Here is a 24,662-nt window from a genome sequence, read left to right as displayed (position 1 = left end):
AGATGCTGTCGCCCGTCGAGTTCGAACGGCAGCGGAAACTGAGACCCGAAGGCGTCTAGAAAACGCGGGGCTATTCACTTTGTAGTAATTGAACCCGCGCGAAACGCTTCCTCCCTCTGCTGGCGTCAGAGGGCCAGAGGTGTCTTGGCGCGTACAGCCCCGCCGGATCGGGGGGCGTCGGCTGCCTGCAGGGGCCGATCGGGTGATGTGTCTTACGACAAGGCAATCCGACATTTCTGTAGGGAGCAGACTGTGAGCAGAGCTAGCAGAGCCATGTTTGCGACGGTGGCACCGATCGCGCTTTTTTCCATACTACCGGCACCGCTTTGGTCGGGTACCTTCGATGATCTTCCGGTGATCGAGGTAATCGGCGACGGCTACATCTTCGCTGATCCGGCCGAGGGGTGCTTGAGCCTGGTTTGAAGGCGGTCACGCTGACGCCGAATGGCGATTTCGACAACCCCGACAATCCGAAGGGCGTGGACAACTGCCTGATGGCGAACAACCCAGACATCCTGTGCACGGCCTCGCAGGGAGCGGGCAAGCGCATCAAGACGCGCCTGACCGGCAAGGATGGGATGGATATTCGCCTGAGCACGCAGCCGAGCGAGGGCATCACCGAGTATTTCCTTTATGGCAAGACCTCGAACCTGACCGGCGCGCGGATCACCGGTTTCACCATCGAATTCGGCACCGGCACGGGCGCGGATTTCGTGGCCATGGACCCGAGCGATCCGGCGACGGCTGCGCTTTTTGATCCTGACTTCAACCCCTATGCGAACCTGCCCGACGGTCTGTTCGGCGACGGTGGCCAGGAAGGCACCGGCATCGGTTTCTTCGACGGCTCGGGTGCTGACATGACGGTCGAGACGGTCAACCCGGCGCTGAACCTCAGCGCGCTGTCGAACGCCACGCACGCGACCTATTTCGGCGATGCGCTGCTTGATGACAGCATGGTGCCCGACGCCTATTTCTGGGACGTCACCGGCACCGAGATCGAATCCGACGAACCGGTGTTGATCGCCTGGCACAATCTGAGCGAGGGCGCCTGGCTTTACGGCAACCTCGGGCTGGAAGAGGGCGATCTGGACCTGCGCCTTGCAGCGCTCGCCGACAGCCTTGGCGTGACCGTTGACGATCTGGCATATGCGCCGGGCGGTGAACTGCCCGAGCATATCGTGGCGCTGATGGAGGGTAACGCGCTCTTCGAGGTCGCTATCATCGAGGACCTGCGCAACCTCAACCTCAACTTCATGATCGACCTTGGCGATGTTGCGGGCAATGAGGTGACGCTGCGCCTGTCCCCGATCTTCGCCGATATCGTGCAGGAAACCCAAAGCGACTATCAGTTCGTGACTGCGGCGCTGCTCGATGCGGCGGCCAACGTACCCTATTTCGATCTGGGCAATGCCGAGGAATACCAGTCCGCCATCGCCGCGATCCTCGCGCTGGACGCGCCCGAGCAGGCCGAGGCGCTGGAGCGTACGGGCTTCAGCTTCCTCTCCGCCTTCAGTGGGCTTGGCTTCGAGATGGGCCGCGCGCAGGTTCTGGCCTTTGACGGGCTTGGCGCGGAAAGCGGCTCTGACGGGGCGGTTCTGTCCTCGAAAGGCCTGCCGAACGGCTGGATGCTGGGTGCCGACACATATGGTTTCGTCAGCCTCCAGGGCGCGGCCGCAAGCTATGAAAGCACCGCCAATAGCATCGGCTACGACGTGGACAGCTTCGGCGTCAGCGGCGGTGTCGAGCGGATGATCGACCCGACCCTGTCGGTGGGCGTCATGCTCGGCGCGGCCAGCGCCACGAGCGAGGCCTATAACGACCGCGGCGAGATCGACGCCAAGGGCTATTCGCTCGCGCTCTTCGGTCGCAAGGCCTTTGGCGAGGGCGGTACCGTGCAAGCGATCCTGGGCTATCAGGATCTGTCCTTCGATACCTCGCGCAACGTCATGGACCTGACGGCGAAGGGCGAGACCGACGGCTCGCAGATATTCGCGGCGATCAAGGCCGATTACATGTTCGAGCGCGGCGCCCTGCGTTGGGGCCCGATGGGCGGGATCGAGTATTACCACCAGAAGGTTGACGGCTTCACCGAAACCGGCGCCGACGCCTGGAACCTCTCGGTCGGCGATCAGTCGGGCGACGTGACCGTGGCGTCGCTTGGGGTAAAGGGTGACTATCGCCTGAACGCCTCGGACAGCCGCCTGACCGCGAGCCTGTCTTACAACAACGCCTCGGGCGATGATCAACTGATCCGGATGGGCTTTGTCGGCCTGCCGGGCGGGTTGGCGCCGGTCGATGGTTTCGATCAGGACTGGGTCGATGTGGCGCTTGGCTTCTCGTCGTCGATGCCGGGCGCGAACGGGCGCGGCGCGCGCATTCAGGGCGGATATGTCGGCTCGTTCGGCGACGATTACGAAAACCACGCCGTGCAGGTCGCGCTGAAAATGGCGTTCTGAGCACGCTGACGCTTTAGTTAAGAGTACGCGGGCGGGCCGGGGATTACCTCGGCCCGCTTTTCTGTACCGGTTTTTTTGGGGGAGGGGTGTGTACGCACTGATTTGGTACGGTTTGATGCGAATACCTTTCCTAACGGCACCAAATCGCGACTTTCTGCTAGAAATAGAGGATATAGCCCTTGATTGCGAGGTTCCCGCGCCGATAGGACTGAACCTGATCGATTGAAACTGTCGGCCTGAAGGGCGGGAATTTGCTGCTAGAGAACGAATACGAGTGGCAGAGAACGCCGGTCGATGAGGCGACCGGAACCGCTCAGGCGGCTTCCACGCCGGTTCTCGTGTGGTTCGGAGTGGATCCGCCGCCGGATCCTGGTCTCTACGAACTGGTGATCATCGACAGTGACGGGGATGGCAAGATTTCGCCCGAAGAGTGGGAGGACGCCACCGGAAGCGCTGGCACGAAGCTTCGCGGCGATACCACCAATAACCGCCTCTACAACCCCGACCCCTCACTGGGGAAATCGGACGGTTATGTCTATACGATCCTCCCGGTCTCGGCTGGCGAAACCGGTCTGCTCGATGACATGGTCAACGAGTTTCTTCCCGTCTATCCGACCTCTCTTGACCCCTACAACGACGTTCCCTGCTTCGCGCGCGGCACCTGGATCGAGGTTCCGGGCGGGCGTTGCCGGGTAGAGGATTTGCGCATCGGCGATGAGGTTCTGACCGCCGCCGGGCGCGCGGCCGAGATCCGCTGGATCGGGTCGCGCCGCCTGACGCGCGAGTTGCGCGAACGTCCGCACCTGCGGCCGATCCGCATCTCGGCCGGTGCCCTGGGGCCGGGCATCCCGTCCGAGGATCTTATCGTTTCACCCCAACACCGGGTGCTTGTTCGCTCGCCCATCGCGCAGCGCATGTTCGAGACCGATGAGGTTCTTGTGCCGGCCAAGCACTTGCTGGGGTATCCCGGTGTCGGCATCGTGGAAGACCTCGACATGGTCGAGTATTTCCACATCCTGCTCGATACGCACGAGATCCTGATCTCGAACGGGGCCGAGACCGAGTCGCTTTATCTTGGGCCGCAGTTCGTGAAATCCGCGGCAAGCGCCACGCTGCGCGAGATCCGCGAGATCTTCCCCGATCTTGAAGATGAGATCCCGCCGCTCGCCCACCCGGTGATCGGCGCGCGCCACGGGCGCAAGCTGACCGAACGGCATCTGCGCAATCGCAAGCCTCTGACCGTTCCGCGTGGCTAAGGCGCGGGCGCTGCGCGCCATCCTTTGGCCCGTTCGGACCCGGCCGGTAATTCACATTTGCCGCAGTTGCACGCGGGATGCGGGCGCCTATGTTTCAAGGGCCTTGACGGCACCCCCGCTACAGGAAAGAAACAGGTCCGATTTCCGCGCCGCGGCGGCCGGAAACGAGGGGGGGCTGGAACGTGTCACCGCACTTTGATTTCCCCGACCGCTGTTTTCCGGATAGGAGACTCCCATGAAATTTCGCTTTCCCATCGTCATCATCGACGAGGACTTCCGGTCGGAAAACTCGTCAGGTCTGGGTATTCGCGCTCTGGCGGAAGCCATTGAGAACGAAGGGTTCGAAGTGCTGGGGGTGACCAGCTACGGCGATCTTTCGCAATTCGCGCAGCAGCAGTCGCGCGCCTCGGCCTTCGTGCTTTCGGTCGATGACGAAGAGTTCACCCCCGGACCCGAGCTTGACCCCGCGATCATCCGCCTGCGCGACTTCATTGAGGAAGTGCGCTGGAAGAACGCCGAGGTGCCGATCTACGTGCACGGCGAAACCAAGACCGCGCGGCATCTGCCCAACGACATCCTGCGCGAGTTGCATGGCTTCATCCACATGTTCGAGGATACGCCCGACTTCGTCGCCAAGCACATCATCCGCGAGGCGAAGGGCTATCTGGAGGGCATCCAGCCGCCGTTCTTCCGCGCGCTTCTCGATTATGCCGAGGATGGCTCGTATTCTTGGCACTGTCCGGGGCATTCGGGGGGCGTGGCCTTCCTGAAAAGCCCGATCGGCCAGATGTATCACCAGTTCTACGGCGAAAACATGCTGCGCGCCGATGTGTGCAACGCGGTCGAGGAACTCGGCCAGTTGCTGGACCATAACGGCGCCATCGGTGCGTCCGAGCGCAACGCCGCGCGGATCTTCAACGCCGATCATTGCTTCTTCGTGACGAACGGCACCTCGACCTCGAACAAGATGGTCTGGCACCACACCGTCGCGCCCGGAGATGTGGTCGTGGTGGACCGCAACTGCCACAAGTCGATCCTGCATTCGATCATCATGACCGGTGCGATCCCGGTCTTCCTGCGCCCGACGCGCAACCATTACGGCATCATCGGCCCGATCCCGCACGCCGAGTTCGAGATCGAGTCGATCAAGGCCAAGATCCGCGCCAACCCGTTGCTGGAAGGCTACGACGCCGAAACAGTTAAGCCGCGCATCATGACGCTGACGCAATCGACCTATGACGGGGTGCTTTACAACACCGAGGTGATCAAGGGGATGCTCGACGGCTATGTCGAGAACCTGCATTTCGACGAGGCATGGCTGCCCCACGCGGCCTTCCACCCGTTCTACGGCACCTACCACGCGATGGGCCGCAAGCGTGGGCGCACCAAGCATTCGGTGACCTACGCGACGCAGTCGATCCACAAGCTGTTGGCGGGGATCAGCCAGGCCAGCCACGTTCTGGTGCAGGACAGCCAGGACACCAAGCTCGACCGGCATCTGTTCAACGAATCCTACCTGATGCACACCTCGACGAGCCCGCAATATTCGATCATCGCAAGCTGCGACGTGGCCGCTGCGATGATGGAGCCGCCGGGTGGCACCGCGCTGGTCGAGGAAAGCATCCTCGAGGCGCTCGATTTCCGCCGCGCGATGCGCAAGGTCGATGAGGAATTCGGCGAGGACGATTGGTGGTTCCAGGTCTGGGGCCCCGAGGCGCTGGAAGAGGAAGGCATCGGGCGCAACAAGGACTGGGTTCTGCGCCGCACCGACGAGGACGGCGTTCAACTGGCCGATGGCGAGGATAGCTGGCACGGCTTTGGCGACATGGCGCCGGGCTTCAACATGCTCGACCCGATCAAGGCCACGATCATCACGCCCGGTCTCAACCTCGACGGACGCTTCGAGCAGACCGGTATCCCGGCCTCGATCGTCACCAAATACCTGGCCGAACATGGCGTCGTGGTCGAAAAGACCGGGCTTTACAGCTTCTTCATCATGTTCACGATCGGCATCACCAAGGGCCGCTGGAACACGCTTCTGGCGGCGTTGCAGCAGTTCAAGGACGACTACGCCAAGAACCAGCCGATGTGGCGCGTCATGCCCGAGTTCTGCGCAAGCCAGAAACGCTACGAGCAGATGGGCCTGCGCGATCTGTGCGATCACGTGCACACGCTTTATGCCAAGTATGACGTCGCGATCCTGTCGACTGACATCTACCTGAGCGACCACACCCCCGCGATGAAGCCGAGCGATGCGTTCTCGCATATCGCACGGCGCACCACGCAGCGCGTGCCGATCGACGAGTTGGAAGGGCGCATCACCACCAGCCTCGTGACCCCCTATCCGCCGGGGATCCCGCTGCTCATTCCGGGTGAGGTCTTCAACAAGAAGATCGTCGAGTACCTCAAGTTCAACCGCGAATTCGCGCGCGAATGCCCGGGCTTCGAGACGGATATCCACGGCCTCGTGCAAGAGGTCGGCCCTGACGGGCAGGTGCATTACTTCGCCGATTGCGTCGCCGAGTGATCGCAGTGACAGACCGCATCCCGCCTTCGCGGTGGGGTGCGTCTTTCTTTGTCGCCGCTGTCGCGACTTGCTAAGATAGTCGCCAGAACAGTCGCCAAGGGGCATCCATGGATATCGGTTGGCTCGAAGATTTTCTCGCACTTGCCGAGCTGCGCAACTTCACCCGCGCCGCCGAGTTCCGAAATGTCAGCCAGGCCGCGTTCTCGCGCCGTATCCAGTCGCTCGAACACTGGCTGGGCACGGGGCTGATTGTGAAGGGCTCGCAGCCCGTGCGCCTGACCGAGGCGGGCGAGCAGTTTCGCGAAACCGCGCAGGTCTCGGTCGAGCGGCTGCTCGAAACCCGCGCTTCGATCCGCGGCAGTCAGTTCGACGCCATGAGCCAGATCCGCCTGGCCATGCCCAACGTGCTGGCCCGGTCCGAGTTCAAGCGCATTCTGGGGGTCATCGGGCCGCGCACCAAGACCTCGTTCTCGGTCATCGTCGGCACCACGAGCGAGGTAACCGCGCGCTACCTCGCGGGTGATGCCGAGATTCTATTCGCGCATGACGCGCCCGCGCTGCCCACGCATGAGGCGCTGGCCAGTCACGAACGGCTTGCCCTGCGGCGCGACCGTTTCCTGCCCTATGCCACGCGCGACGCGGCGGCGCGCGAGCGTTTCGGCTTTCCGGGCGCACCCGAGCGCGCCTTTCCACTGATCGCCTATTCGCAGCGCGCCTATTTCGCGCGGCTTTTTGAGCATGTGCTGGAACGCGCATCACACCGGCCCAGCTACAAGGTGACCGTGCAATGCGACATGTCGGATGTGCTCAAAGAGGTGATCGTGGCGGGCTACGGCGTCGGCTGGCTGCCGCAAAGCACGGTGGATGCCGCGAGCGCCGAGCAGATCGCGCCGGTCGATGACAAGGACTGGGCGATGGAGCTAGAAATCTGCGCCTTCCGCCCGCGCCACCCGCTTGGCCCCAAGATTGAGGCCGTGTGGGAGGCCCTTCGCGCCTCGGTCCCGCAGGGGTGATGCAAGGCCTGCATGGGCCATGCGGCATCGGCATTGGACTTGCGCGCCCGCGTGACGCTTTTGTGTCGCCAAGCTGCACCGTGCAGCGCGATACAGGAGAAAGACATGCATCACGCGATGCGCATCGAAGAGGACAACCTCGGCCAGATCACCCTGCCCAGCACCTGCCTGTGGGGCATCCACACGCAGCGGGCGATCGATAACTTCCCGATTTCGGGGATCAAGCTGAACCTCTTCCCCGAGTTCATCCGGTCACTGGCCTGGGTCAAGACCGCCGCGGCACGGGCGAACCGCTCGCTTGGAGTGCTTTCGGGCGAAAAGGCGCGGGTGATCGAAGAGGTTTGCGCCGATATCGTCGCGGGCCGCTATCACGACGCCTTCCGCGTGGACATGATCCAGGGGGGGGCGGGCACCTCGACCAATATGAACGCCAATGAGGTCATCGCGAACCTCGGCCTGATGCGGATGGGCCATGCTCCGGGTGAGTATGACTATCTGCACCCAAATGACGATGTGAACCGCTCGCAATCCACCAACGACGTCTATCCCACGGCCATGCGTCTGGCGATTGTGTCGCAATGCGACGACTTCCGCGCAGCCCAACTGCGCCTTGTCGAGGCCTTCAAGGAACGCGCCGAGGCCTTCGCCCACATCCGCAAGATCGGCCGCACCCAGTTGCAGGACGCCGTGCCGATGACCTTGGGCCAGGAGTTCGCGGGCTTCGCCGCGACGATCCTTGAGGATGTCGAGATCATTGGGCGGCTTTCGCACCTGCTGCTGGAGGTCAACCTCGGCGGCACCGCGATCGGCACCCGCGTCAACACCCCCGAGGGCTATGCCGAGGCCGCCGTGCGCGAGCTTGCCATCGTCTCCGGGCTGGAGGCCAAACTGGCCACTGACCTGATCGAGGCCTCCTCGGACACTGGCGCCTATGTCACCTTCTCGGGCGTGCTCAAGCGCATCTCGGTGAAACTCTCCAAGATCTGCAACGACTTGCGGCTGCTGTCCTCGGGGCCGCGCTCGGGCTTCATGGAGATCCGGCTGCCAGCGGTACAGGCGGGGTCGTCGATCATGCCGGGCAAGGTCAATCCGGTGATCCCCGAGGTGGTGAACCAGGTGGCCTTCCAAGTGATCGGCAACGACCTGACCGTGACCATGGCCGCCGAGGCCGGGCAGCTTCAGCTGAACGCCTTCGAGCCGGTGATCGTGCTCAACGTGCTGCAAAGCATGCGTATCCTGATGCATGCGATGGACACGCTGGCCGAGCGTTGCGTGAAGGGGATCGAGGCGAATATCGCCGAATGCGAGGGGGCGCTGGAAAACTCGCTGGTGCTGGCGACGATGCTGGTGCCGCATATCGGCTACAGCAAGGCTGCCAAGGTCGCCAAAACCGCGCTGGCCGAGGGCGCGCAGGTCATCGAGACCGCCGTCAAGCTTGGCTATGGCACGGCCGAGGAAATTGAGGCGATGATCCGATAGGAAAGGGGGGCTTCGGCCCCCTTTTTCAATTCAGCCACAGTTCGATCAGGGCGGCCTCGGGCGTTTCGGTGCCGCCATTTTCGACCCCCGCCGCCCAAAGGGCTGCACCCGCGGCATAGGCGCCGGGGGCAAGCCCGCCGGCCTCGCACTGGCTGACCGCACGGATACGCTTGCCCGCCCGCACGGCCTCAGACAGCGCCCCTATCAGAGCAGGATCGCTCATCGCCGTGCCCGCCCCGAACACACGCAACACCGCACCGTCCAGTGTGCCCAAGGCCGCACGCAGGGCCTCGGCCGGAAGCCCCGGCGAGAGGCTGAGGATCGCCAGACGCTGCGCGCCAAAGCGCCGCCGCGCGGGCAGGTGTAGCGGCGCCTGCGGCTGGCTGCGGAAACTGTCCGAGGCGTGGCTGTCGTGCTTGATCAGTCCCGCCGCAGAAAGCACACGGCCGGAAAACGCCAGATGCACCCCTTCGCCCGGTAGCAGAACCGAGCGCAGCGCGAGGTCAAGATTGCCCTCGGCATCGCCGCCCTGCGCCAGCGGCACCATCGAGCCGCAGAGCACCACGCGCCGCCCCGATCCTACCAGCGCCCGCGATAGGGCCGCGCCGGTGAAGGACATCGTATCCGTGCCATGCGTCACGATCACCGGCATCGCGGCATGCGCGTCGATCTGGTCGAGCATCCGGTTCCAGTCGGCGGGGCCGACATTGGCGCTGTCGAGCAGCGGGTCGAAGACATGGCTGGTCAGGTGAATGTTTTCGGGCAGACGCGCGGCGATAGCGGCCTCGACAAGCCCCGGCCGGGGCGTCAGGCCCTGCGCGCCCGGCACCATACCGATCGTGCCTCCGGTGTGGATCAGCAAGAGCTTCATGCGCGGCCTCCAGAGGTTCGCAACTGGGCCGGCTCAGTTCGTGACATGCGCAAGCAGCAGGCAGCTTTCGCTGTTCAGCACGCCCGGCACCTCGCGAATCTCACGCAGGACGCGGTCGAAATTGACGAGGCTGTCGGTCTTGATCTCGACCACCAGATCCCAGGCGCCGTTCGTGGCGTAGACGGTGGCGACCTCGGGGATGCGCGTCAGGGTACGGATCACGTTGCGCGACATCTTGCCTTGCAACTCGACCATGGTAATTGCGCGCACCTCACCCTCGACATCGGTGTCGGTCTCGACGGTGAAGCGGCGGATGCGGCCTTCGCGCACGAGCGCCTCAAGCCGGGCCTTGGCAGTGGTGCGCGAGATGCTGACGCGATGCGCCAGTTCGGTGATCGACATGCGCGCATCGTTGCGCAGCGCGGCGATGATCGCGCGGTCGGTGGGGGAGAGGGGCGTGCTCATTACGCGTCTTGTCCTGGACGGTGTTCAATTTGCGCAGAATAGACGTCAATCGGGTCAATTTAGCAATCAGTTTCTACATCGGATTCACGAATTCTTGTTCGCCATAAGGGAGAACAAGATGAGCCGTAGCTGTTCGATTCTCGGCGCGCCGATCCAGACGGGCGCGTCGCAGCCGGGGTGCCTGATGGGACCGGCCAGCCTGCGCACCGCGGGCCTGGGCAAAACTCTGGCCGATCTGGGCTGGAGCGTGCGTGATCTGGGGGATCTGTCGATTGCCCCGCAACAGGCGCTGAGCCACGCCAATGCCGCTATTCATGACCTGGCCGAGACCCGTGCCTGGATCGAGGTTCTGGCCAGCGCCGCCTTCGATGCCGCGCGCGATCATGACTTCCCGATCTTCATGGGCGGGGATCACTCGATGGCTGCGGGCACGGTCGCGGGCCTTGCGCGCCATGCGGCGGGGCAGGGGCGGCCGCTGTTCATCCTGTGGCTTGATGCACACCCCGATCTGCACACGCTGGCCACCACCGAAAGCGGCAATCTGCACGGCACGCCCGTGGCCTATTTCACCGGTGAGCCGGGCTTCGAGATCTACCCGCCGCTGAGCCACGCCGTCGATCCGCGCAACATCTGCATGATGGGTATCCGCTCGGTCGATCCGGCGGAGCACGAGCTGATCCTGCGCAGCGGGATCGAGGTGCATGACATGCGCGCCATCGACGAAACCGGCGTTCTGCCGCCGCTGCGCGCCTTCCTTGAGCGTGTGCGCGCCGCAAACGGGATGCTGCACCTCAGCTTTGACGTCGATTTTCTTGACCCCGACATCGCGCCCGCCGTGGGCACGACCGTGCCGGGCGGCGCCACCTTCCGCGAGGCGCATCTGATCATGGAGACGCTGTGCGACTCGGGTCTCGTGACCTCGCTCGACCTCGTCGAACTCAACCCCTTCCTCGATGAACGCGGTCGTACCGCCAAACTGATGTGCGACCTGACGGCCAGCCTGTTCGGCCGCCGCGTTCTTGACCGCATGACCCGGAGCTACTGATGAAACCGACCCCTTCGCACCTGGCCTATGTGCCCTTCGTTTCCGTCGAGAACATGATGCGCCTTGTGAATGCCACCGGGCCCGAGCGCTTCATGGCCGAGCTTGCCGGCTATATCGAGGAAGACTTCAAGCGCTGGCCCGAGTTCGACAAGACGCCGCGCGTGGCCTCGCATTCGCAAGATGGCGTGATCGAGCTGATGCCGACCGCCGACAGCGAGAATTACGGCTTCAAATACGTCAATGGCCACCCGAAAAACATGCGCGAAGGCTATCAGACCGTGACCGCTTTCGGCGTGCTCTCGTCGGTGGCCAACGGCTACCCGATCCTGTTCACCGAGATGACGGTGCTGACCGCGCTGCGCACGGCGGCCACCTCGGCGCTGGTCGGCAAATACCTTGCGCCGAAGGGCGCCGAGGTCATGGCGATGATCGGGAACGGCGCGCAATGCGAATTCCAGGCGCTGGCCTTCCGCGCGATCTGCGGGATTAACCGGCTGCGGCTTTACGATATCGACCCAGCGGCCACCGAAAAGGCCGCGCGCAACCTGATCGCGCAGGGCTTTGAGGTGGTGAAATGCGCCTCGGGCAACGAGGCGGTCGAGGGTGCGCAGGTGATCACCACCTGCACCGCCGACAAGCAATATGCCACGATCCTGACTGACAACATGGTCGGCGCGGGTGTCCATATCAACGCCATCGGCGGCGACTGCCCCGGCAAGACCGAGTTGCACAAGGATATCCTGCTGCGCTCGGATATCTTCGTGGAATACCCGCCGCAGACCCGCATCGAGGGCGAGATCCAGCAGCTGCCGGAGGACCACCCGGTGATCGAACTATGGCAAGTCATGCGTGGCGAGCTGCCCGCGCGTCGCGATGCCAAGCAGATCACGCTCTTCGACTCGGTAGGCTTCGCGATCGAGGATTTCTCGGCGCTGCGCTACGTCCATGACCGCATCAAGGGCACCGACTATTTCGCGCCGCTCGACATGCTGGCGGACCCGGACGATCCGCGTGATCTGTTCGGGATGGTTATGCGCGCGGCCTGATCGCCGCACCCTCGCTACCACAGGTGGAATCTACGCCATTCGCGCATCGAACTGATCACTTCGGTCAGAACGACATTCACGATGCGCGAATTGGCAAGTGTTTTTGGGCGCTGCCCAAAGGGATGACCTTGTCGCGCTTCTCGGGGGGAGAGGCGCCCAACGGGAAAGGGAGACTAGATGAGCGCCGATGCCATCATCGACGTGCGCGATCTGCACAAATCCTACGGCAATCTCGAGGTGCTCAAGGGCATCAGCCTGACCGCGCGCACGCATGACGTGATCTCGCTGATCGGGGCCTCGGGGTCGGGTAAATCGACCTTCCTGCGCTGCCTCAACCTGCTTGAGATCCCGACGCGCGGCGAGGTTTTCGTGCATGGCAAGCGCATGCCACTGTCCGACCCGGATCCGTCGCGGGGCGAGCGCCGCGTGACCTCGGAACGCGAACTGCGCGAGATCCGCACCCATCTGGGCATGGTGTTCCAGCAGTTCAACCTGTGGTCTCACATGACCGTGCTGCAAAACGTCATCGAGGCGCCGATCCGCGTGCGTGGCATGGCCCGCGCCGAGGCCATCGAGCGCGCCAAGGACCTGCTGGACCGCGTGGGCCTGTCGGCCAAGGTCGACAACTACCCCAGCCAGCTTTCGGGCGGCCAGCAGCAGCGCGTGGCGATCGCGCGGACTTTGGCGCTCGACCCCGAGATCATCCTGTTCGACGAGCCGACCTCGGCCCTCGACCCCGAAATGGTGGGCGAGGTTCTGGCGGTGATGCGCGATCTGGCCTCGGAAGGGCGCACGATGATGGTCGTGACCCATGAGATGGGCTTTGCCCGCGAGGTCTCGACCGAGGTCGTCTTCCTCGAAAAAGGCAAGGTCGGCGAGCGCGGCGCGCCCGAGCAGATCTTTGGCGATCCGCAGACCGCCGCCTGCAAACAGTTTCTGAACAAGGTCCTCTGACCGGAATACCCAGGGAGAATCCAATGACAAAGACCCTTATCGCGCTGGCCCTTCTGGCCGCGTCGCCCGCCGCTGCCGAACCGCTGCGCATCGCCACCGAGGGCGCCTTCCCGCCCTTCTCGGAGATCAACGCAAACGGCGAGGTCGTGGGCTTCGACATTGATATCGCCAAGGCGCTCTGCGCCAAGATGGAGCGTGAGTGCGAGATCATCGCGATGGACTGGGACGGGATCATCCCGGGTCTCGTGAACGACAAATACGACGCGATCGTCGCCTCGATGTCGATCACCGAAGAGCGCAAGCAGACCGTCGATTTCACCAACCCCTATTACAGCAACTACCTTGTGCTGCTGGCCAAGAAGGGCTCGGGGCTGACGGTTGACGGAATCGCGCAGCAGGCGGTTGGTGCGCAGCGCGCCTCGATCTCGTCGTCCTGGGCCGAGGAACAGGTCGGCGCGCGCGGTGATCTGCGCCTTTACGACACGCTGACCGCGTCGTTCACCGACCTTGAGGCCGGCCGGATCGACAGCATCGTGTCGGATTACTTCCCGGCGCTCGACTGGCTCAAGGACCACCCCGATTTCGAAGTCGTCGGTGACCGCATCGACATCGGCGATCAGATCGGCATCGCCGTGCGCAAGGACGACGCCGAGCTGCGCGACGCGTTGAACGTGGCGCTGGAGGGCATCGTGGCGGACGGTACCTATGGCCAGATCTCGACCGGCTATTTCGGCACCGACATCCACTAAGGCCGAATGCGTGCGGGCCCGCGCGGCCCGCCGCTTTCCGGGGGAGGCAAGATAATGGAACTCTTGGGTTTCGGCGCCGAGGGCTGGGGCGACGATCTGTTGCGCGGCGCGGCCCTGACGGTGCAACTCGCCGTGGTTTCGCTGGCCATCGGCCTGACCTTCGGGATGGTTCTGGCGCTGGCCAAGCTGTCGCGCTTCGCGCCGCTGCGCTGGCTGGCGCAGGGCTATACGCTGTTCATCCGCGGCGTGCCCGAGTTCCTGATCCTGCTTCTGGCCTTCTTCGGCACCGAAAAGGCGGTTGCCGCCGGTGCGGCGCTGCTGGGCCTTGAGGGGGGCATCGAGGTGCCCAAGTTCGCCGCCGCCGTGGGCGGCCTGTCGGCGATCTTCGCGGCCTATGGCTGCGAGGTGATCCGCGGCGCCTGGCTTGCCGTGCCCAATGGCCAGATCGAGGCGGGCCACTCGGTCGGCCTCAGCCGCTGGCAGATCTTCTACCGCATCCGCCTGCCGCAGTTGTGGCGCATCGCGCTGCCGGGCTTGGGGAACCTGTGGCTCGTGATGCTCAAGGACACCTCGCTGGCCGCCGTTCTGGCCATCGACGAGCTTTTGCGCGTCGCCAAGGTCGCGGGTGAGGTCACCCGTCAGCCGTTGATGTTCCTGCTGGCGGCGGGGGCGATCTATCTGCTGCTGACGGCGATTTCGGACAAGATGCGCGCCTCCTTCGAGGCGCGGGCGAACCGGGGGATGGCGCGATGAGCCTGTATCAGGATCTGAAATACGCGATCTCGGACGGGGTCTGCTATGCCGCGCAGGGCGTGACGCCCGAGGGGTTTGCCGCCTATTGCCCGCGCTACATCGACGGCTTCCTCGTGACGCTCGAATTGCTGCTGCTGTCCTCGGCGCTCGGCCTGAGCATCGGCACGCTGGTGGCCGTGGCGCGCGTGTCGCGGCAGCGCGCACTGCGCACGGCGGCGTGGGCGTGGTCTTACGTTTTTCGGGGCACGCCGCTGCTCGTGCAGCTCTGGATCGTCTATTACGGCCTTGGCAGCCTTGGGCCGGAGAAGCTGGGCATCCTGTGGCCATTCTTCAAAAGCGGGTGGGCGGTGGGGCTTGCCGTGCTGACCATCAACACCTCGGCCTATATCGCCGAGATTCTGCGCGGTGGGATCGGAACGCTGCCTCCGGGGCAACTTGAGGCCGCGCTCAGCTGTGGCATGTCGCGCGGCATGGCGATGCGCCGGATCCTGTTGCCGCAGGCCTTCCGGGTGGCCTGGCCGGCCTATGGGAACGAGTTGATCTTGCTGATGAAAGGCTCGGCGCTGGTTTCGACGATCACGGTCATGGACCTGATGGGGCAGACCCGCTCGGTCTTTGCGCGCGGCTACTCGCTGGAGACATACATGTATAGCGCGGTTCTTTACGCTTTGCTGGCGCTTCTGCTGACGGCGGGGTTGCGGGCGGTGGAAAAGCGCCTTCGCGTTGCCTAAAGCACTTCGGAAAATGACCAGAAAGGCCCGCGCATCTGTGCGGGCCTTTTTCGTTGTGCCGCGCGCGCCTCCGTCAAAGGCATTGATCTTTCCCGAAACACTAATATCATCGAATTCGAATATGAATTCATGTCTGGGGGAGGCGCATGATCGAGAAACCACAGCCATTTTGGTCGCCCGTCGCTGCGGGTGTCGCACTGGGTCTGGCCCTGCTGCTGACATTCGTCATTACTGGAAACGGGCTTGGGGCCTCGGGCTTCATCACCCGTTTTGCCGCGCAGACCAGCGCGTGGGTCGCCCCCGAGGCGACCGCGACAAACGCCTATTTCGGGCCCTTCATCCAGGCGGGCAAGCCGCTCGTGTCGTGGATTACCTGGGAAGCGATTGGCGTTCTGATCGGCGCCTATCTGGGTAGCCGCAATGCTGGCCGTATCAGTGTTCAGGTTGAGCGCGGTCCGAGCATCGGGCGTGGCGAACGTATGGTCTATGCCCTGATCGGTGGCGCGCTTGTGGGCTTTGGCGCGCGGCTTGCGCGCGGCTGCACCAGCGGCCTTGGCCTGTCGGGCGGCGCGACGCTTGCGGTCGCGGGCTTCGTCTTCCTGATCGGGTTCTTCGCGGCGGGCTTCCTTGTCAGCGCCGTCTTCCGGAGGGCCTGGCAATGAGCTTTCCGCTTTATGACTACGGCATCGCAAGCGGCCTGATCTCGGGCGTTCTGTTCGGCTACGCGCTGGAGGCGGCGGGCTTTGGCAGCCCGCGCAAACTGACGGCGCAGTTCTCGTTGCGGGACTTCTCGGTGTTCAAGGTGATGTTCACCGCCGTTCTGGTCTGCGCGGTGGGCCTGTACCTGCTGCGGATGGGCGGGATCATCGCCGACAACGCGGTCTTTGTGCCCACGCTTTTCTTCTGGGCGATCCTGGTGGGCGGTCTGCTGATCGGTGGCGGCTTCGCGCTTGGCGGCTATTGCCCCGGCACCTCGCTGGTCGGGATTTCGTCGGGCCGGATCGACGCGGTGGTCTTCACCATCGGCATGATTGGCGGCACGGCCGCCTTCGCCTTCGTCTATGAGCCGTTGCAGGATTTCTACTTTGCGGGCAAAGGCCCCGACGCACAGCGCCTGCCGGATCTGCTGGGCATTCCCGAATGGGCGGTGCTGGTGATCCTGGGGGTGTTTGCCCTTGCCGGGTTCGCCGTCGGCTCGCTGCTCGAACGCGCGCGTGGTGGCCCGCTGACCGCAGAGGAGGTCTGCACCCCTGCGGGAGAAGAGCCTATGTCGGCCTCGGGCCATGCGATGAAAATCTGAAGATCCTAGGGAGGAGATCGTTCCATGAAGACCAAGACCCGCAAGAGCCTGCTTCGTGCGGCGCTGGTGCCGGTGGCCGCGCTGGCCGTTGGTTCCGCCGTTCCGGCCATGAGCCGCGCTCAGGGCACCAACCCCTGTGCGCCCGCGATGGCACCCGCCAACCCCTGCGCTCCGGCGATGAAGCCCGCGAACCCCTGCGCGCCCGCCGCCGCACCGGCCCCGGCCACCTCGGCCGAGGCCGCCGCGATGCCCTCGGGCCCCTATGATACGACGACCAAGTATCCGCAGGCGGTCTATGGCAACGAGATGCCCAATATCGTTTCCAACTACACGCGTGCCACGCCCTATGTGGGGACGGGCGGTCTGATCGACCCCTCGGGGATCGGGATGCTGGCCGGGATGGGCTTCAAGACCATCGTCAGCCTGAACACCTCGGAAGAGGGTGCCGACACCGAGCAGCCGATGATCGAGAAGGCGGGCATGACCTTCATCGGCATCCAGGTGCCGACCAAGGCCCCGACCGCCGAACAGGTTGCCGAATTCGCCGCTATCGTCGAAAATCCGGCGAACTACCCGATGCTCGTGCATTGCGAATCTGCCAACCGCGTAGGCGCGATGTGGGCGCTGTATCGGGCCTCGAAAGGCGTTCCGGCCGAGGTTGCGGTGGAAGAGGGCCGTGCCATCGGCCTCAAGACCAGCCGCGAGCCGGCGGTGCGCGAACAGCTTGGCCTGCCGCCGCTCTGAGCGGTCAGCGCCATGCACAGCGGGGTCGCGCCACCGGCGCGGCCCGACACGGGAGGAGACATGGCGGATCACCGAGCAACCCCCGACAAGCCGCTGTCACGGCGACTGGCGCCGCTGGATCTGACCGCGCTGCCGGTCGAACGTCTTGAAGACATGCATGACGCCGCCGCGACCGTTCTGGAATGCGAGCACGCGTTGCAGAAATCTGGCATGAGCGTGATTTCCGAGGTGCTGCGCGGCCAGGGCGATTTCGTCATATGGGAGCGCTATCCCAAGGGCGACATCTTCGACTCCGAGACCCACAGCCACTACTTCTACCACTCGCACACGCCCGAAGAGATGGCCGATGGCGAGAATGGTCACTTCCACCTGTTCGTGCGGCCTGCGGGGCTCGCGCCGGGGCTGAAGCCCTGGGCCTTCTCGGGCGCGGTGATCACCGAGGACGAGGCCGCGCGCTTCATCCATATCGGCGCGATCAGCGTGGATGGCTATGGCCGCCCGCTTCGGCTGTTCACGACGAACCGGTGGGTCACGGATGAAACTCTCTATCGCGCCGCCGATATCGTGCCGCTTCTGGACCGCTTCGCCATCGAACTTGCCCACCCGAACTGGGCGGTCAGCAAATGGCTGACCTCGATGGTGCGGCTGCACCTGCCGCAGCTGGCCGCGCTGCTGCATTTGCGCGATGCGGTAATCATGGACTGGTCCTCGCGCCATGCGGCCGAGACGCTGGAGGATCGCCGCTTGCAGAATACCAGCGAGGTCGCTCTGGATATCCCGGCGCAGATCGCGGCGGTTGAGGCGGCACTTGGGCTGTAAGCGCCGCCTGCCGGTTGCTCAGTAAAACACGAAGCTGCGCATCGAGACCGAGGCGATATCGATGCTTTCGTTCATGAAGATTAGCTGGTCGCGCTCGTCCGAGGCCCCCGCAATCGTCAGCGCGGGCAGGTAGTGATCCAGCGAGGGATGCGCCATCTGCAACAGCGGGCCAAGGCCCTGACGGTCGGCCAGTGCGGCCATGTCACGTTCACCTAGACGATTGGCGAAATGGGCGTCGAACTCCTGCGCCCAGTCATAGGGCGAGCCGCCCCACCGCATGGTGCGCAGGTTATGCACCACATTGCCCGAGCCAAGGATCAGAACGCCCCGGTTGCGCAACTCTGACAGGGTCTTGCCGATCGAGAGGTGCCAGTCCATGTCCTTGGTCATGTCGATCGACAGCTGGAACACCGGCACGTCGGCCTCGGGGTAGAGGCGCGCAAGGACAGACCATGCGCCGTGATCTAGGCCCCATCGGTCATCGCCCTCGGCATGGTGGCTGGCCAGTAGCGAGATCACTTCTTTCGCGACCTCCGGGCTGCCCTCGGCCGGGTAGCTCTGGGCATAAAGCTCGGGCGGGAAGCCGTAGAAATCGTGGATCGTGCGCGGCATCGTCGAGACATCGACCAGCGTCGTGCCATGGGTCATCCAATGCGCCGAGACGACAAGGATCGCCTGCGGGCGCGGTAGGCTGCGACCAAGGGCGGCCCAACTGCGGGCGTAATCGTTATCCTCGATCGCGTTCATCGGGCTGCCGTGGCCAAGAAAGACGACCGGCATCCGGTCCGAGGCCTTGAGGCTGTCTTTCAGGGCCTGAAGTTTCTGTGCAACGCTCATCTTCTGTTCCTCCTGGCGGTTGGCCCGCCGCAGGGGATGCGGCGGGCGTATTGTCTCAGCGACGGCGCAGCGGGTAAAGGGCGTGGGCGCCATCCCCCAGCAAGGCAAGCGTGGCCTGAACCAGCGCCCACATCGCGGGATATTCCCAACCGCCGCCGGGGTTGCTCCAGCCAAACCCATTGCCGAAGTGGGCAACGAAGGCCGCACCAAGCAGCACCGGCACCAGCGCGGCCGAGACGTAGCGGGCGGCGAGGCCAAGGATCAGCGCAAGGCCGCCGCCGATCTCGGCAAGCATGGTCAGATAGCCTAGCGCGCCGGGAAGGCCGATGGATTCAAAGTAGCCGGCGGTGCCCGCAGGGGTGAAAACGAAAAGCTTCACAAGCCCGTGGTAAAGGAAAAGGGCGCCGGTCGTGACGCGCAGCAGCAATACGGCGTAGGGGGCAAGTTTGAGGTCGATCATTGGTCTGTTTCCTGTCCTGAATTAGCCGACCCATTTCGGAGCAATGCCGGCGCCTTGACCGAGCATGTAGCCGAACTGGATGTTCATGTAGCCGAGCGGCTCGAGGTAGCGGGCGTTGCTCAGCCCGCCCGCGTCGCGGACCTCAAAGCCCGCATCGGTCGCGAGAGTGGTGACGGTTGCTTTCGCCTCGGCGTCGTCGCTGGCGACGAATGTCTGGATCGGTGCGCCACCGATCTTCAGATCGCCTGCGTAATGCTGCGCGAAGACCGTGTTGAAGGCCTTGACCACTTTCGCGCCGGGCGCGAGGCGGGCGATCTCTTCGGCGGCCGAAGTGGTGTGGCCCAGTTGCAGTGCCGAGAAATCCTCGGTCACCGGGTTCGACAGATCGACGACGATCTTGCCGTTCAGGTCCGCTTCCGCCACGATCGTGGCCGAGGCGCCGTAGGGCGTGGCCAGGATCACCGTTTCGGCCGATTTGATGGCGGTTGCCACGTCGGTGGCCTGAACGCGCACGCCCTCGGCCTTGAGCTTGTCGGCAGCGGACTGGCCGCCCTCGCGGTCCGCGACCACGACGCCATGTTTCGTTTTGCCAAACACCCGCGCGAGACCCGCGCCGATGTTTCCGGTTCCAATGATTGCGATGTTCATGTGCTCTTCCTTTTGTCGCCCCGGCTTGCCGGGGGTGTCATTCGTCATGAGCGGAAGATGCGTCATTGCGTTCGACAACAAAATGGCGATGATAGCGAATGACTATCGCCATTTTGTTCTTAATTGGTGTCGTATGGATCTACTCGAAGGGATCAGGGCTTTTGTCGCAACCGCTCAGACCGGGTCGTTCACCGCGGCGGCCGAGCGGTTGGGCGTGTCGAACCGGTTGACCTCGAAATATGTGGCCGAGCTTGAGCTGCGCCTTGGCGTGCGGCTGTTGCAGCGCACGACGCGCAAGGTGGGGCTGACCCCGGCGGGGGAGGATCTGCTGGCCCGCGCGCCCGTTCTGCTCGATGAGCTTGACGATCTGGTCGCGGGACTGGGTGAAGAGGGGCGGGGGCTAAGCGGCGTATTGCGCGTCTCGGCGCCGGTGACCTTCGGCGAGGTCTTTGTGCAAGATATGCTGCGCCGCTTTGCCGAACCCCATCCCGATCTGACCATCGATCTGCGCCTGAGCGATCGCTTTGTTGATCTGGCGACCGAGGGGATCGACCTTGCCTTCCGGATTGGTGTGCCGCGTGTTTCGGCCCTGCGGGCGCGCAAACTGGGCGAGGTGTGCAGCCGTATTGTCGCCTCGCCCGACTATCTGGCGCGCAACGGTGCCCCCGAACACCCCGCCGATCTGACCAATCACGCCTGTATCCTCGACACGAACCGCGCGGCTGCATCCCGGTGGGAGCTTCTCGATGCTGGCCAGGTTGTCCCGGTCGAGGTCAAGGGGCGCTTTCTGGTGAACAGTGCGCGCGCGGCGCGCGATCTGGCGCTGGCGGGTTGTGGCATCGCCTTTTGCCCCGATTTCGTTCTCGCGGACGATCTGGCGCAGGGACGCCTGGTGGCCTTGCTGCCGGGCTATGAATCCCCGCGCCGCCCGCTCAATGCGATCTATCTTGATGGGCCGGTTCTGCCGCGCAAAGTGCGGGCACTGATCGACTTCGCCGTGCGCGAGTTGGGTTGAGATTCAGACCGCGCGGCGTGCGGGCTGCTCGGGGCAGTCGGCATCCAGCCACGCGGCGATGGCGTCGCCGGTCGGGTCGAGGCGCTCCGCGAATGCGCCCGCGAAATCTGCGAATGCGTCGATGTTCAACCCGTTCAGGCCGACGATCACGGGAATGCCGCGCATCAATGCGCTGCCGATCAGCTCGCGAAACCCGCGGCCCTCGGCTTCGTGTTTGCCGAACTTGTTGACGATCATCAGATCGGCGCCGCTTTCCAGCGCGCCTTCGGTCAGGCGCACGGCTTGCTCAAGCGCAGATGGGTCGAGGCGACAGCCCCGCGACTGTGTGCCAAGCGACTGCGAGATGCGTAGCACGGGGCCGTCGGGCAGGACGCGGACGTCCATGTCGCAATGCTTGCCGTCGGTCGGGTCGTGATTCACCTGGACCGTCCCGACGACGCGCAGCCCGCGCTGCGAGGCGCGGGCTGCGAGGTCGGAGAGCAGGCGATTGGTCTCACCCCGGCCCGTCGCCAGAACGGATGCGAGTCTCATTGCCTGCAAACCTTCAGTTCGTCTGTTGGATATTGGTCGCGACATCCTTGCCGTTGTTCGGCGTCTGCGGCGGGATGGCCCCTTCGGCCTCCAGCTTCTTGACGACTTCGCGATAGCTTTCGAGGTAACCCGCCGGCAGTTCATGCGCGATGCCCTGATGGCAGTCGATGCAGGTCTTGCCCTCATCCAGCGCCTTCTGGTGGTTCGTCGCCGCGCGGTTTTCCTGGAGCGTGAAGTCCATGAACTCGAAGCTGTGGCAGTTCCGGCATTCCTTGGAGTCGGATCGCTTCATGCGTTCCCACTCGTTGCTGGCGAGATGAAGGCGGTTCTCCTCGAACTTCTCGCGCGTCCAGATCGACTTGGTGACGAAGTGCCCGTACAGCTCCTTCGTGGCCTTGATCTTGCGGATCATCTTCGGGCCCCAGTCCTTCGGAACGTGGCAATCGGGGCAGGTGGCGCGCACGCCCGAGCTGTTGTTCTGGTGAACCGAGCCCTGATACTCCGCGAAGGCGTTGTCACGCATCTCGTGGCAGCTGGTGCAGAACTTCTCGTTGTTGGTCATTTCGAGTGCGGTGTGGAAGCCGCCCCAGAACAGAATACCCGTCAGGAAGCCGACGATCAGCAGCACGCCAAGCGAGATGGCGCCGGCCGGGCTCCAGAAAAAGCGCCACATGCGCCGGATGAGGCCCGGGCGGGCGGAAGGATTGGTGTTGGACATGTTCTTGTTCCTCTCGCCTCGGCCTTACTTGTCGGAGCTCTGGAAGGTGTTCTGGACCAACTCGGGGGCGTTGACCTGCGGAACGTGGCACTGGTTGCAGAACCAGCGGCGCGGCGCAACGTTATCGGTCTGCGCGCCGTCACGGCTGACGTAGTGCGTCATCGACAAGGTGGGAGCAGCGCGATCAGCCGCATTCTTCCAGTCGTGGCAGGCCAGACATTCGTTGGCCTTCACATCGATCTGATACTTGTCGATCGTGTGCGGGATGATCGGCGGCTGCAGGCGGTAATTGCGGTCCTGACGGCCCTCTGACTGATGATAGACCGGGGCAAGCCCGATGTCCTGATCAGGCTGGGCGCCGCGCAGCGAGGTCACCGTGCCCGAGGAGGTTCCCGCGGACTGGGCAAGCGCGAAACTGGCGGCGAACCCGAGCGAGGCCGCGGCGATGGCGCTGAAGAGAGTGGCGTTTTTCATGGCTTGGTCTCCGTAGGATCTCAGGCGGCACGCGTTTGCTGTGCCGGGGATTTGCGGGCTGCCTCGTCGCGGCCCGGAGCGGGGGCCTTGTCGAAGCGGTTGGTGAAGCGGAAGACATCGACCGAACAGACGTCGATGCAACGACCGCAATTGGTGCAGTCGGGCGACAGGATCAGAGGGGTGTCCTCTGTCTTGCCGCGCAGGGCGGGGGTGATGACATGCATTTCGGGGCAGACGGCGAAGCAATCCATGCAATCGTCGCAGGCAGCGCGGTTCGTGGCCGAGACACGCAGCAGCGCCTTGTTGCCGACAAGGCCGTAGAAGGCGCCGACCGGGCAGAGGTGGCTGCACCAGCCGCGGCGCGAGACGAACAGGTCGAACAGGAAGATCCCGAGGACGAGTGTCCAGCCAAAGCCCATCCCGAAGACCAGTCCGCGCTGAAGCATGGTGATCGGGTTGACGAACTCCCACGCGACGGTGCCGGTTGCCGCCGAGACGATCAGCAGCATCGCAAGCAACCAGTAACGCGTCGATTTCTTCGGCTGCCAGCCTTTCGGCACGCCAAGCTTGTTGTGCAGCCAGTACGCGCCATCGGTGACCGGGTTGATCGGACAGACCCACGAGCAATAGACCCGTCCGCCGATCAGCGCATAGACGGCCAGCACGATCAGCGCGCCAAGGATCGCCGTCATCTCGGGCCAGTGCCGGGCAACGATGCTTTGCAGCAAAACGAGCGGGTCGGTCAGCGGCAGCGTCTCAAGGGTCAGCGAACCGGCCAGGTTGCCCTTGACGATCCACAGCCCGAACCAGGGGCCGATCAGGAACAGACCCAGGAAAAACGCCTGCGACAGTCGGCGCAGCAGCAGCCACTTATGCGCACCGATCCAGCCCTTGGTGGCAACGGCTTCGGCGCCGATCGGTAGTTTGGTCTTCTCGCTCATTCGCTCGCCCCTGGGATCTTGAAGGCGGGCTCGAAACCACCCGGAGCGGCCAGGTTGTCTGTGCCGGGGCCGGGCAGGCGGTCGGGCAGGTCGATGATGCCTTCAACCACCGGGCCGCCCTTCTCCTGCATTTCTTCCCAGCCAAGGCGGTAATGCTCGCCCAGTTTGCCGCGGGCCAAACGTTCGGGCAGCACTTTGATGGCCGCCTCGGGGAGCACACAGGATTTCTCGCATTTGCCGCAGCCGGTGCAGTATTCGGCATGGACGGTCGGCATGAACATCGCGTGGTGGCCCGAACGCTCGTTATGCGTGAGTTCGAGCGTGATCGCCTCGTCGATGACGGGGCACACGCGGTAGCAGACGTCGCAGCGCAGACCGAGCGCGTTGAGGCAGTTCTCGCGGTCCACCAGAACCGCAATGCCCATGTTGGCGTCGCCAATATCGTCCAGCGCGGGGTCGAGCGCGCCCGTTGGGCAGGCTTTCACGCAGGGGATGTCCTCGCACATCTCGCAGGGGATGTCGCGGGCGGTAAAGAACGGGGTGCCGGTGGCCGGGCCTTCGCCCAGTTCGGCCAGTGTTAGTGTGTCATAAGGGCAGTCGCGCACGCACAGCCCGCAGCGAATGCAGGCGGCGAGGAAATCGCCCTCGGGCAGCGCACCCGGCGGGCGCAGGGCCTCGGCCGGAAGGGCGCGGGCCTGTCCGGCATAGGCGCCCAAAAGCGTGCCCGCCACCGCGCAGCCGGCCGCAACGCGCGCAGCATCCAGAAGGAAGCGACGGCGGTCGATCGGTTTGGCTTTGGCGGCGGCGGGCATCACTTGTCTCCTTGGGAG

Annotated in this window: 26 protein-coding genes; 16 read left to right on the top strand and 10 right to left on the bottom strand. The window is 64.2% G+C overall.

Going from position 1 to position 24,662, the window contains the following annotated elements:
* Positions 1-404: 404 nt before the first annotated feature.
* From KTQ37_RS16935 to KTQ37_RS05240, 5 genes are all read left to right on the top strand, one after another.
* Positions 405-2,456: a choice-of-anchor F family protein gene (locus KTQ37_RS16935; protein ID WP_218629415.1), complete on the top strand. Its 2,052-nt coding sequence runs from the start codon at positions 405-407 to the stop codon at positions 2,454-2,456.
* Positions 2,457-2,707: 251 nt separating this feature from the next.
* Positions 2,708-3,712, top strand: coding sequence for a Hint domain-containing protein (locus KTQ37_RS05255; protein ID WP_236021076.1), 1,005 nt, complete (start codon positions 2,708-2,710; stop codon positions 3,710-3,712).
* 235 nt (positions 3,713-3,947) lie between these two features.
* Positions 3,948-6,239, top strand: coding sequence for an arginine/lysine/ornithine decarboxylase (locus tag KTQ37_RS05250; RefSeq protein ID WP_218629414.1), 2,292 nt, complete (start codon positions 3,948-3,950; stop codon positions 6,237-6,239).
* A gap of 107 nt (positions 6,240-6,346) precedes the next feature.
* Entirely contained in the window at positions 6,347-7,252 is a 906-nt protein-coding gene (locus KTQ37_RS05245; RefSeq protein ID WP_218629413.1) for a LysR family transcriptional regulator, read from the top strand.
* Between the two features lie 105 nt (positions 7,253-7,357).
* Positions 7,358-8,731, top strand: coding sequence for an aspartate ammonia-lyase (locus tag KTQ37_RS05240; RefSeq protein WP_218629412.1), 1,374 nt, complete (start codon positions 7,358-7,360; stop codon positions 8,729-8,731).
* 25 nt (positions 8,732-8,756) lie between these two features.
* Here the strand turns inward: KTQ37_RS05240 and KTQ37_RS05235 are convergent, their stop codons facing one another.
* Complete coding sequence (locus KTQ37_RS05235) at positions 8,757-9,602, bottom strand: asparaginase (RefSeq protein WP_218629411.1); 846 nt, start codon at positions 9,600-9,602, stop codon at positions 8,757-8,759.
* Positions 9,603-9,635: 33 nt separating this feature from the next.
* Positions 9,636-10,067, bottom strand: coding sequence for an Lrp/AsnC family transcriptional regulator (locus tag KTQ37_RS05230; RefSeq protein ID WP_218629410.1), 432 nt, complete (start codon positions 10,065-10,067; stop codon positions 9,636-9,638).
* Positions 10,068-10,185: 118 nt separating this feature from the next.
* Here KTQ37_RS05230 and rocF point away from each other — a divergent pair, with 118 nt between their 5' ends.
* The 10 genes from rocF (at position 10,186) to KTQ37_RS05180 (ending at position 18,208) form a co-directional block, all read left to right on the top strand.
* Positions 10,186-11,112, top strand: coding sequence for an arginase (gene rocF / locus KTQ37_RS05225; protein ID WP_218629409.1), 927 nt, complete (start codon positions 10,186-10,188; stop codon positions 11,110-11,112).
* Positions 11,112-12,158 carry an ornithine cyclodeaminase gene (locus KTQ37_RS05220; RefSeq protein ID WP_218629408.1) on the top strand — a complete coding sequence of 349 codons (1,047 nt, stop codon included), beginning with the start codon at positions 11,112-11,114 and terminating at the stop codon, positions 12,156-12,158. Before rocF ends, KTQ37_RS05220 begins: the two co-directional genes overlap by 1 nt.
* Positions 12,159-12,335: 177 nt before the next feature.
* A complete protein-coding gene (locus KTQ37_RS05215; RefSeq protein ID WP_233677273.1) occupies positions 12,336-13,112 on the top strand; it encodes an ABC transporter ATP-binding protein in 777 nt (258 codons plus the stop codon).
* 23 nt (positions 13,113-13,135) lie between these two features.
* The gene (locus tag KTQ37_RS05210; protein WP_218629407.1) at positions 13,136-13,861 is read left to right on the top strand and encodes a transporter substrate-binding domain-containing protein; all 726 of its coding nucleotides are present in this window, start codon (positions 13,136-13,138) and stop codon (positions 13,859-13,861) included.
* A 54-nt stretch (positions 13,862-13,915) separates the two neighbouring features.
* A complete protein-coding gene (locus tag KTQ37_RS05205) occupies positions 13,916-14,614 on the top strand; it encodes an ABC transporter permease (protein ID WP_218629406.1) in 699 nt (232 codons plus the stop codon).
* Positions 14,611-15,345, top strand: a complete 735-nt coding sequence (locus tag KTQ37_RS05200; RefSeq protein WP_218629405.1) for an ABC transporter permease subunit — start codon at positions 14,611-14,613, stop codon at positions 15,343-15,345. Before KTQ37_RS05205 ends, KTQ37_RS05200 begins: the two co-directional genes overlap by 4 nt.
* Before the next feature lie 146 nt (positions 15,346-15,491).
* The gene (locus tag KTQ37_RS05195; RefSeq protein ID WP_218629404.1) at positions 15,492-16,007 is read left to right on the top strand and encodes a YeeE/YedE thiosulfate transporter family protein; all 516 of its coding nucleotides are present in this window, start codon (positions 15,492-15,494) and stop codon (positions 16,005-16,007) included.
* Positions 16,004-16,645, top strand: a complete 642-nt coding sequence (locus KTQ37_RS05190; protein WP_218629403.1) for a DUF6691 family protein — start codon at positions 16,004-16,006, stop codon at positions 16,643-16,645. The genes KTQ37_RS05195 and KTQ37_RS05190 overlap by 4 nt, the downstream gene beginning before the upstream one ends.
* A 24-nt stretch (positions 16,646-16,669) precedes the next feature.
* A complete protein-coding gene (locus tag KTQ37_RS05185; protein WP_218629402.1) occupies positions 16,670-17,389 on the top strand; it encodes a protein tyrosine phosphatase family protein in 720 nt (239 codons plus the stop codon).
* A gap of 60 nt (positions 17,390-17,449) precedes the next feature.
* Positions 17,450-18,208, top strand: coding sequence for a DUF6969 family protein (locus tag KTQ37_RS05180; protein WP_218629401.1), 759 nt, complete (start codon positions 17,450-17,452; stop codon positions 18,206-18,208).
* Between the two features lie 18 nt (positions 18,209-18,226).
* Here KTQ37_RS05180 and ygiD read toward each other — a convergent pair whose 3' ends face one another.
* The 3 genes from ygiD to KTQ37_RS05165 are packed head-to-tail and all read right to left on the bottom strand — an operon-like array spanning position 18,227 to position 20,153.
* Positions 18,227-19,045: a 4,5-DOPA-extradiol-dioxygenase gene (gene ygiD / locus KTQ37_RS05175; protein WP_218629400.1), complete on the bottom strand. Its 819-nt coding sequence runs from the start codon at positions 19,043-19,045 to the stop codon at positions 18,227-18,229.
* 55 nt (positions 19,046-19,100) lie between these two features.
* Positions 19,101-19,505, bottom strand: a complete 405-nt coding sequence (locus KTQ37_RS05170) for a DoxX family protein (protein ID WP_218629399.1) — start codon at positions 19,503-19,505, stop codon at positions 19,101-19,103.
* A 21-nt stretch (positions 19,506-19,526) separates the two neighbouring features.
* The gene (locus KTQ37_RS05165; RefSeq protein ID WP_218629398.1) at positions 19,527-20,153 is read right to left on the bottom strand and encodes an NADPH-dependent F420 reductase; all 627 of its coding nucleotides are present in this window, start codon (positions 20,151-20,153) and stop codon (positions 19,527-19,529) included.
* Between the two features lie 133 nt (positions 20,154-20,286).
* Here KTQ37_RS05165 and KTQ37_RS05160 point away from each other — a divergent pair, with 133 nt between their 5' ends.
* Positions 20,287-21,168 (top strand): LysR family transcriptional regulator, encoded by an 882-nt coding sequence (locus tag KTQ37_RS05160; RefSeq protein WP_218629397.1) that lies wholly within the window; start codon positions 20,287-20,289, stop codon positions 21,166-21,168.
* A 3-nt stretch (positions 21,169-21,171) separates the two neighbouring features.
* On the opposite strand, the gene KTQ37_RS05155 is transcribed toward KTQ37_RS05160, so the two are convergent.
* From KTQ37_RS05155 to napG, 5 genes are read right to left on the bottom strand one after another with little or no spacing between them, the layout of a single operon-like run.
* Positions 21,172-21,699: a DUF2478 domain-containing protein gene (locus KTQ37_RS05155; RefSeq protein WP_218629396.1), complete on the bottom strand. Its 528-nt coding sequence runs from the start codon at positions 21,697-21,699 to the stop codon at positions 21,172-21,174.
* 13 nt (positions 21,700-21,712) lie between these two features.
* On the bottom strand, positions 21,713-22,417 hold the full coding sequence (locus KTQ37_RS05150; RefSeq protein ID WP_218629395.1) for a NapC/NirT family cytochrome c: 705 nt from the start codon (positions 22,415-22,417) through the stop codon (positions 21,713-21,715).
* A gap of 24 nt (positions 22,418-22,441) precedes the next feature.
* The gene (locus KTQ37_RS05145) at positions 22,442-22,891 is read right to left on the bottom strand and encodes a nitrate reductase cytochrome c-type subunit (protein ID WP_218629394.1); all 450 of its coding nucleotides are present in this window, start codon (positions 22,889-22,891) and stop codon (positions 22,442-22,444) included.
* A 20-nt stretch (positions 22,892-22,911) separates the two neighbouring features.
* The gene (gene napH, locus KTQ37_RS05140; protein ID WP_218629393.1) at positions 22,912-23,832 is read right to left on the bottom strand and encodes a quinol dehydrogenase ferredoxin subunit NapH; all 921 of its coding nucleotides are present in this window, start codon (positions 23,830-23,832) and stop codon (positions 22,912-22,914) included.
* Positions 23,829-24,644, bottom strand: a complete 816-nt coding sequence (gene napG, locus KTQ37_RS05135) for a ferredoxin-type protein NapG (RefSeq protein ID WP_218629392.1) — start codon at positions 24,642-24,644, stop codon at positions 23,829-23,831. Before napG ends, napH begins: the two co-directional genes overlap by 4 nt.
* Positions 24,645-24,662 lie beyond the last annotated feature (18 nt).

It is taken from the genome of Sedimentimonas flavescens (assembly GCF_019264375.1).
Classification (GTDB): domain Bacteria; phylum Pseudomonadota; class Alphaproteobacteria; order Rhodobacterales; family Rhodobacteraceae; genus Rhodobacter; species Rhodobacter flavescens.
The sequence above is the reverse complement of the archived record's forward strand: the minus strand, read 5'-3'. Positions and strand labels throughout refer to the sequence as shown.

Bases quoted from the DNA above. Each gene is read 5' to 3' on its own strand.
- KTQ37_RS05215 (WP_233677273.1), top strand. From the start codon at position 12,336: ATGAGCGCCGATGCCATCATCGACGTGCGCGATCTGCACAAATCCTAC.
- KTQ37_RS05210 (WP_218629407.1), top strand. From the start codon at position 13,136: ATGACAAAGACCCTTATCGCGCTGGCCCTTCTGGCCGCGTCGCCCGCC.
- KTQ37_RS05155 (WP_218629396.1), bottom strand. From the start codon at position 21,699: ATGAGACTCGCATCCGTTCTGGCGACGGGCCGGGGTGAGACCAATCGC.
- KTQ37_RS05180 (WP_218629401.1), top strand. From the start codon at position 17,450: ATGGCGGATCACCGAGCAACCCCCGACAAGCCGCTGTCACGGCGACTG.
- KTQ37_RS05235 (WP_218629411.1), bottom strand. From the start codon at position 9,602: ATGAAGCTCTTGCTGATCCACACCGGAGGCACGATCGGTATGGTGCCG.
- KTQ37_RS05190 (WP_218629403.1), top strand. From the start codon at position 16,004: ATGAGCTTTCCGCTTTATGACTACGGCATCGCAAGCGGCCTGATCTCG.
- napG (WP_218629392.1), bottom strand. From the start codon at position 24,644: ATGCCCGCCGCCGCCAAAGCCAAACCGATCGACCGCCGTCGCTTCCTT.
- napH (WP_218629393.1), bottom strand. From the start codon at position 23,832: ATGAGCGAGAAGACCAAACTACCGATCGGCGCCGAAGCCGTTGCCACC.
- ygiD (WP_218629400.1), bottom strand. From the start codon at position 19,045: ATGAGCGTTGCACAGAAACTTCAGGCCCTGAAAGACAGCCTCAAGGCC.
- KTQ37_RS05250 (WP_218629414.1), top strand. From the start codon at position 3,948: ATGAAATTTCGCTTTCCCATCGTCATCATCGACGAGGACTTCCGGTCG.
- KTQ37_RS05160 (WP_218629397.1), top strand. From the start codon at position 20,287: ATGGATCTACTCGAAGGGATCAGGGCTTTTGTCGCAACCGCTCAGACC.
- KTQ37_RS05240 (WP_218629412.1), top strand. From the start codon at position 7,358: ATGCATCACGCGATGCGCATCGAAGAGGACAACCTCGGCCAGATCACC.
- KTQ37_RS05165 (WP_218629398.1), bottom strand. From the start codon at position 20,153: ATGAACATCGCAATCATTGGAACCGGAAACATCGGCGCGGGTCTCGCG.
- KTQ37_RS05170 (WP_218629399.1), bottom strand. From the start codon at position 19,505: ATGATCGACCTCAAACTTGCCCCCTACGCCGTATTGCTGCTGCGCGTC.
- KTQ37_RS05245 (WP_218629413.1), top strand. From the start codon at position 6,347: ATGGATATCGGTTGGCTCGAAGATTTTCTCGCACTTGCCGAGCTGCGC.
- KTQ37_RS05185 (WP_218629402.1), top strand. From the start codon at position 16,670: ATGAAGACCAAGACCCGCAAGAGCCTGCTTCGTGCGGCGCTGGTGCCG.
- KTQ37_RS05230 (WP_218629410.1), bottom strand. From the start codon at position 10,067: ATGAGCACGCCCCTCTCCCCCACCGACCGCGCGATCATCGCCGCGCTG.
- KTQ37_RS05150 (WP_218629395.1), bottom strand. From the start codon at position 22,417: ATGTCCAACACCAATCCTTCCGCCCGCCCGGGCCTCATCCGGCGCATG.
- rocF (WP_218629409.1), top strand. From the start codon at position 10,186: ATGAGCCGTAGCTGTTCGATTCTCGGCGCGCCGATCCAGACGGGCGCG.
- KTQ37_RS05195 (WP_218629404.1), top strand. From the start codon at position 15,492: ATGATCGAGAAACCACAGCCATTTTGGTCGCCCGTCGCTGCGGGTGTC.
- KTQ37_RS05145 (WP_218629394.1), bottom strand. From the start codon at position 22,891: ATGAAAAACGCCACTCTCTTCAGCGCCATCGCCGCGGCCTCGCTCGGG.
- KTQ37_RS05220 (WP_218629408.1), top strand. From the start codon at position 11,112: ATGAAACCGACCCCTTCGCACCTGGCCTATGTGCCCTTCGTTTCCGTC.
- KTQ37_RS05205 (WP_218629406.1), top strand. From the start codon at position 13,916: ATGGAACTCTTGGGTTTCGGCGCCGAGGGCTGGGGCGACGATCTGTTG.
- KTQ37_RS05200 (WP_218629405.1), top strand. From the start codon at position 14,611: ATGAGCCTGTATCAGGATCTGAAATACGCGATCTCGGACGGGGTCTGC.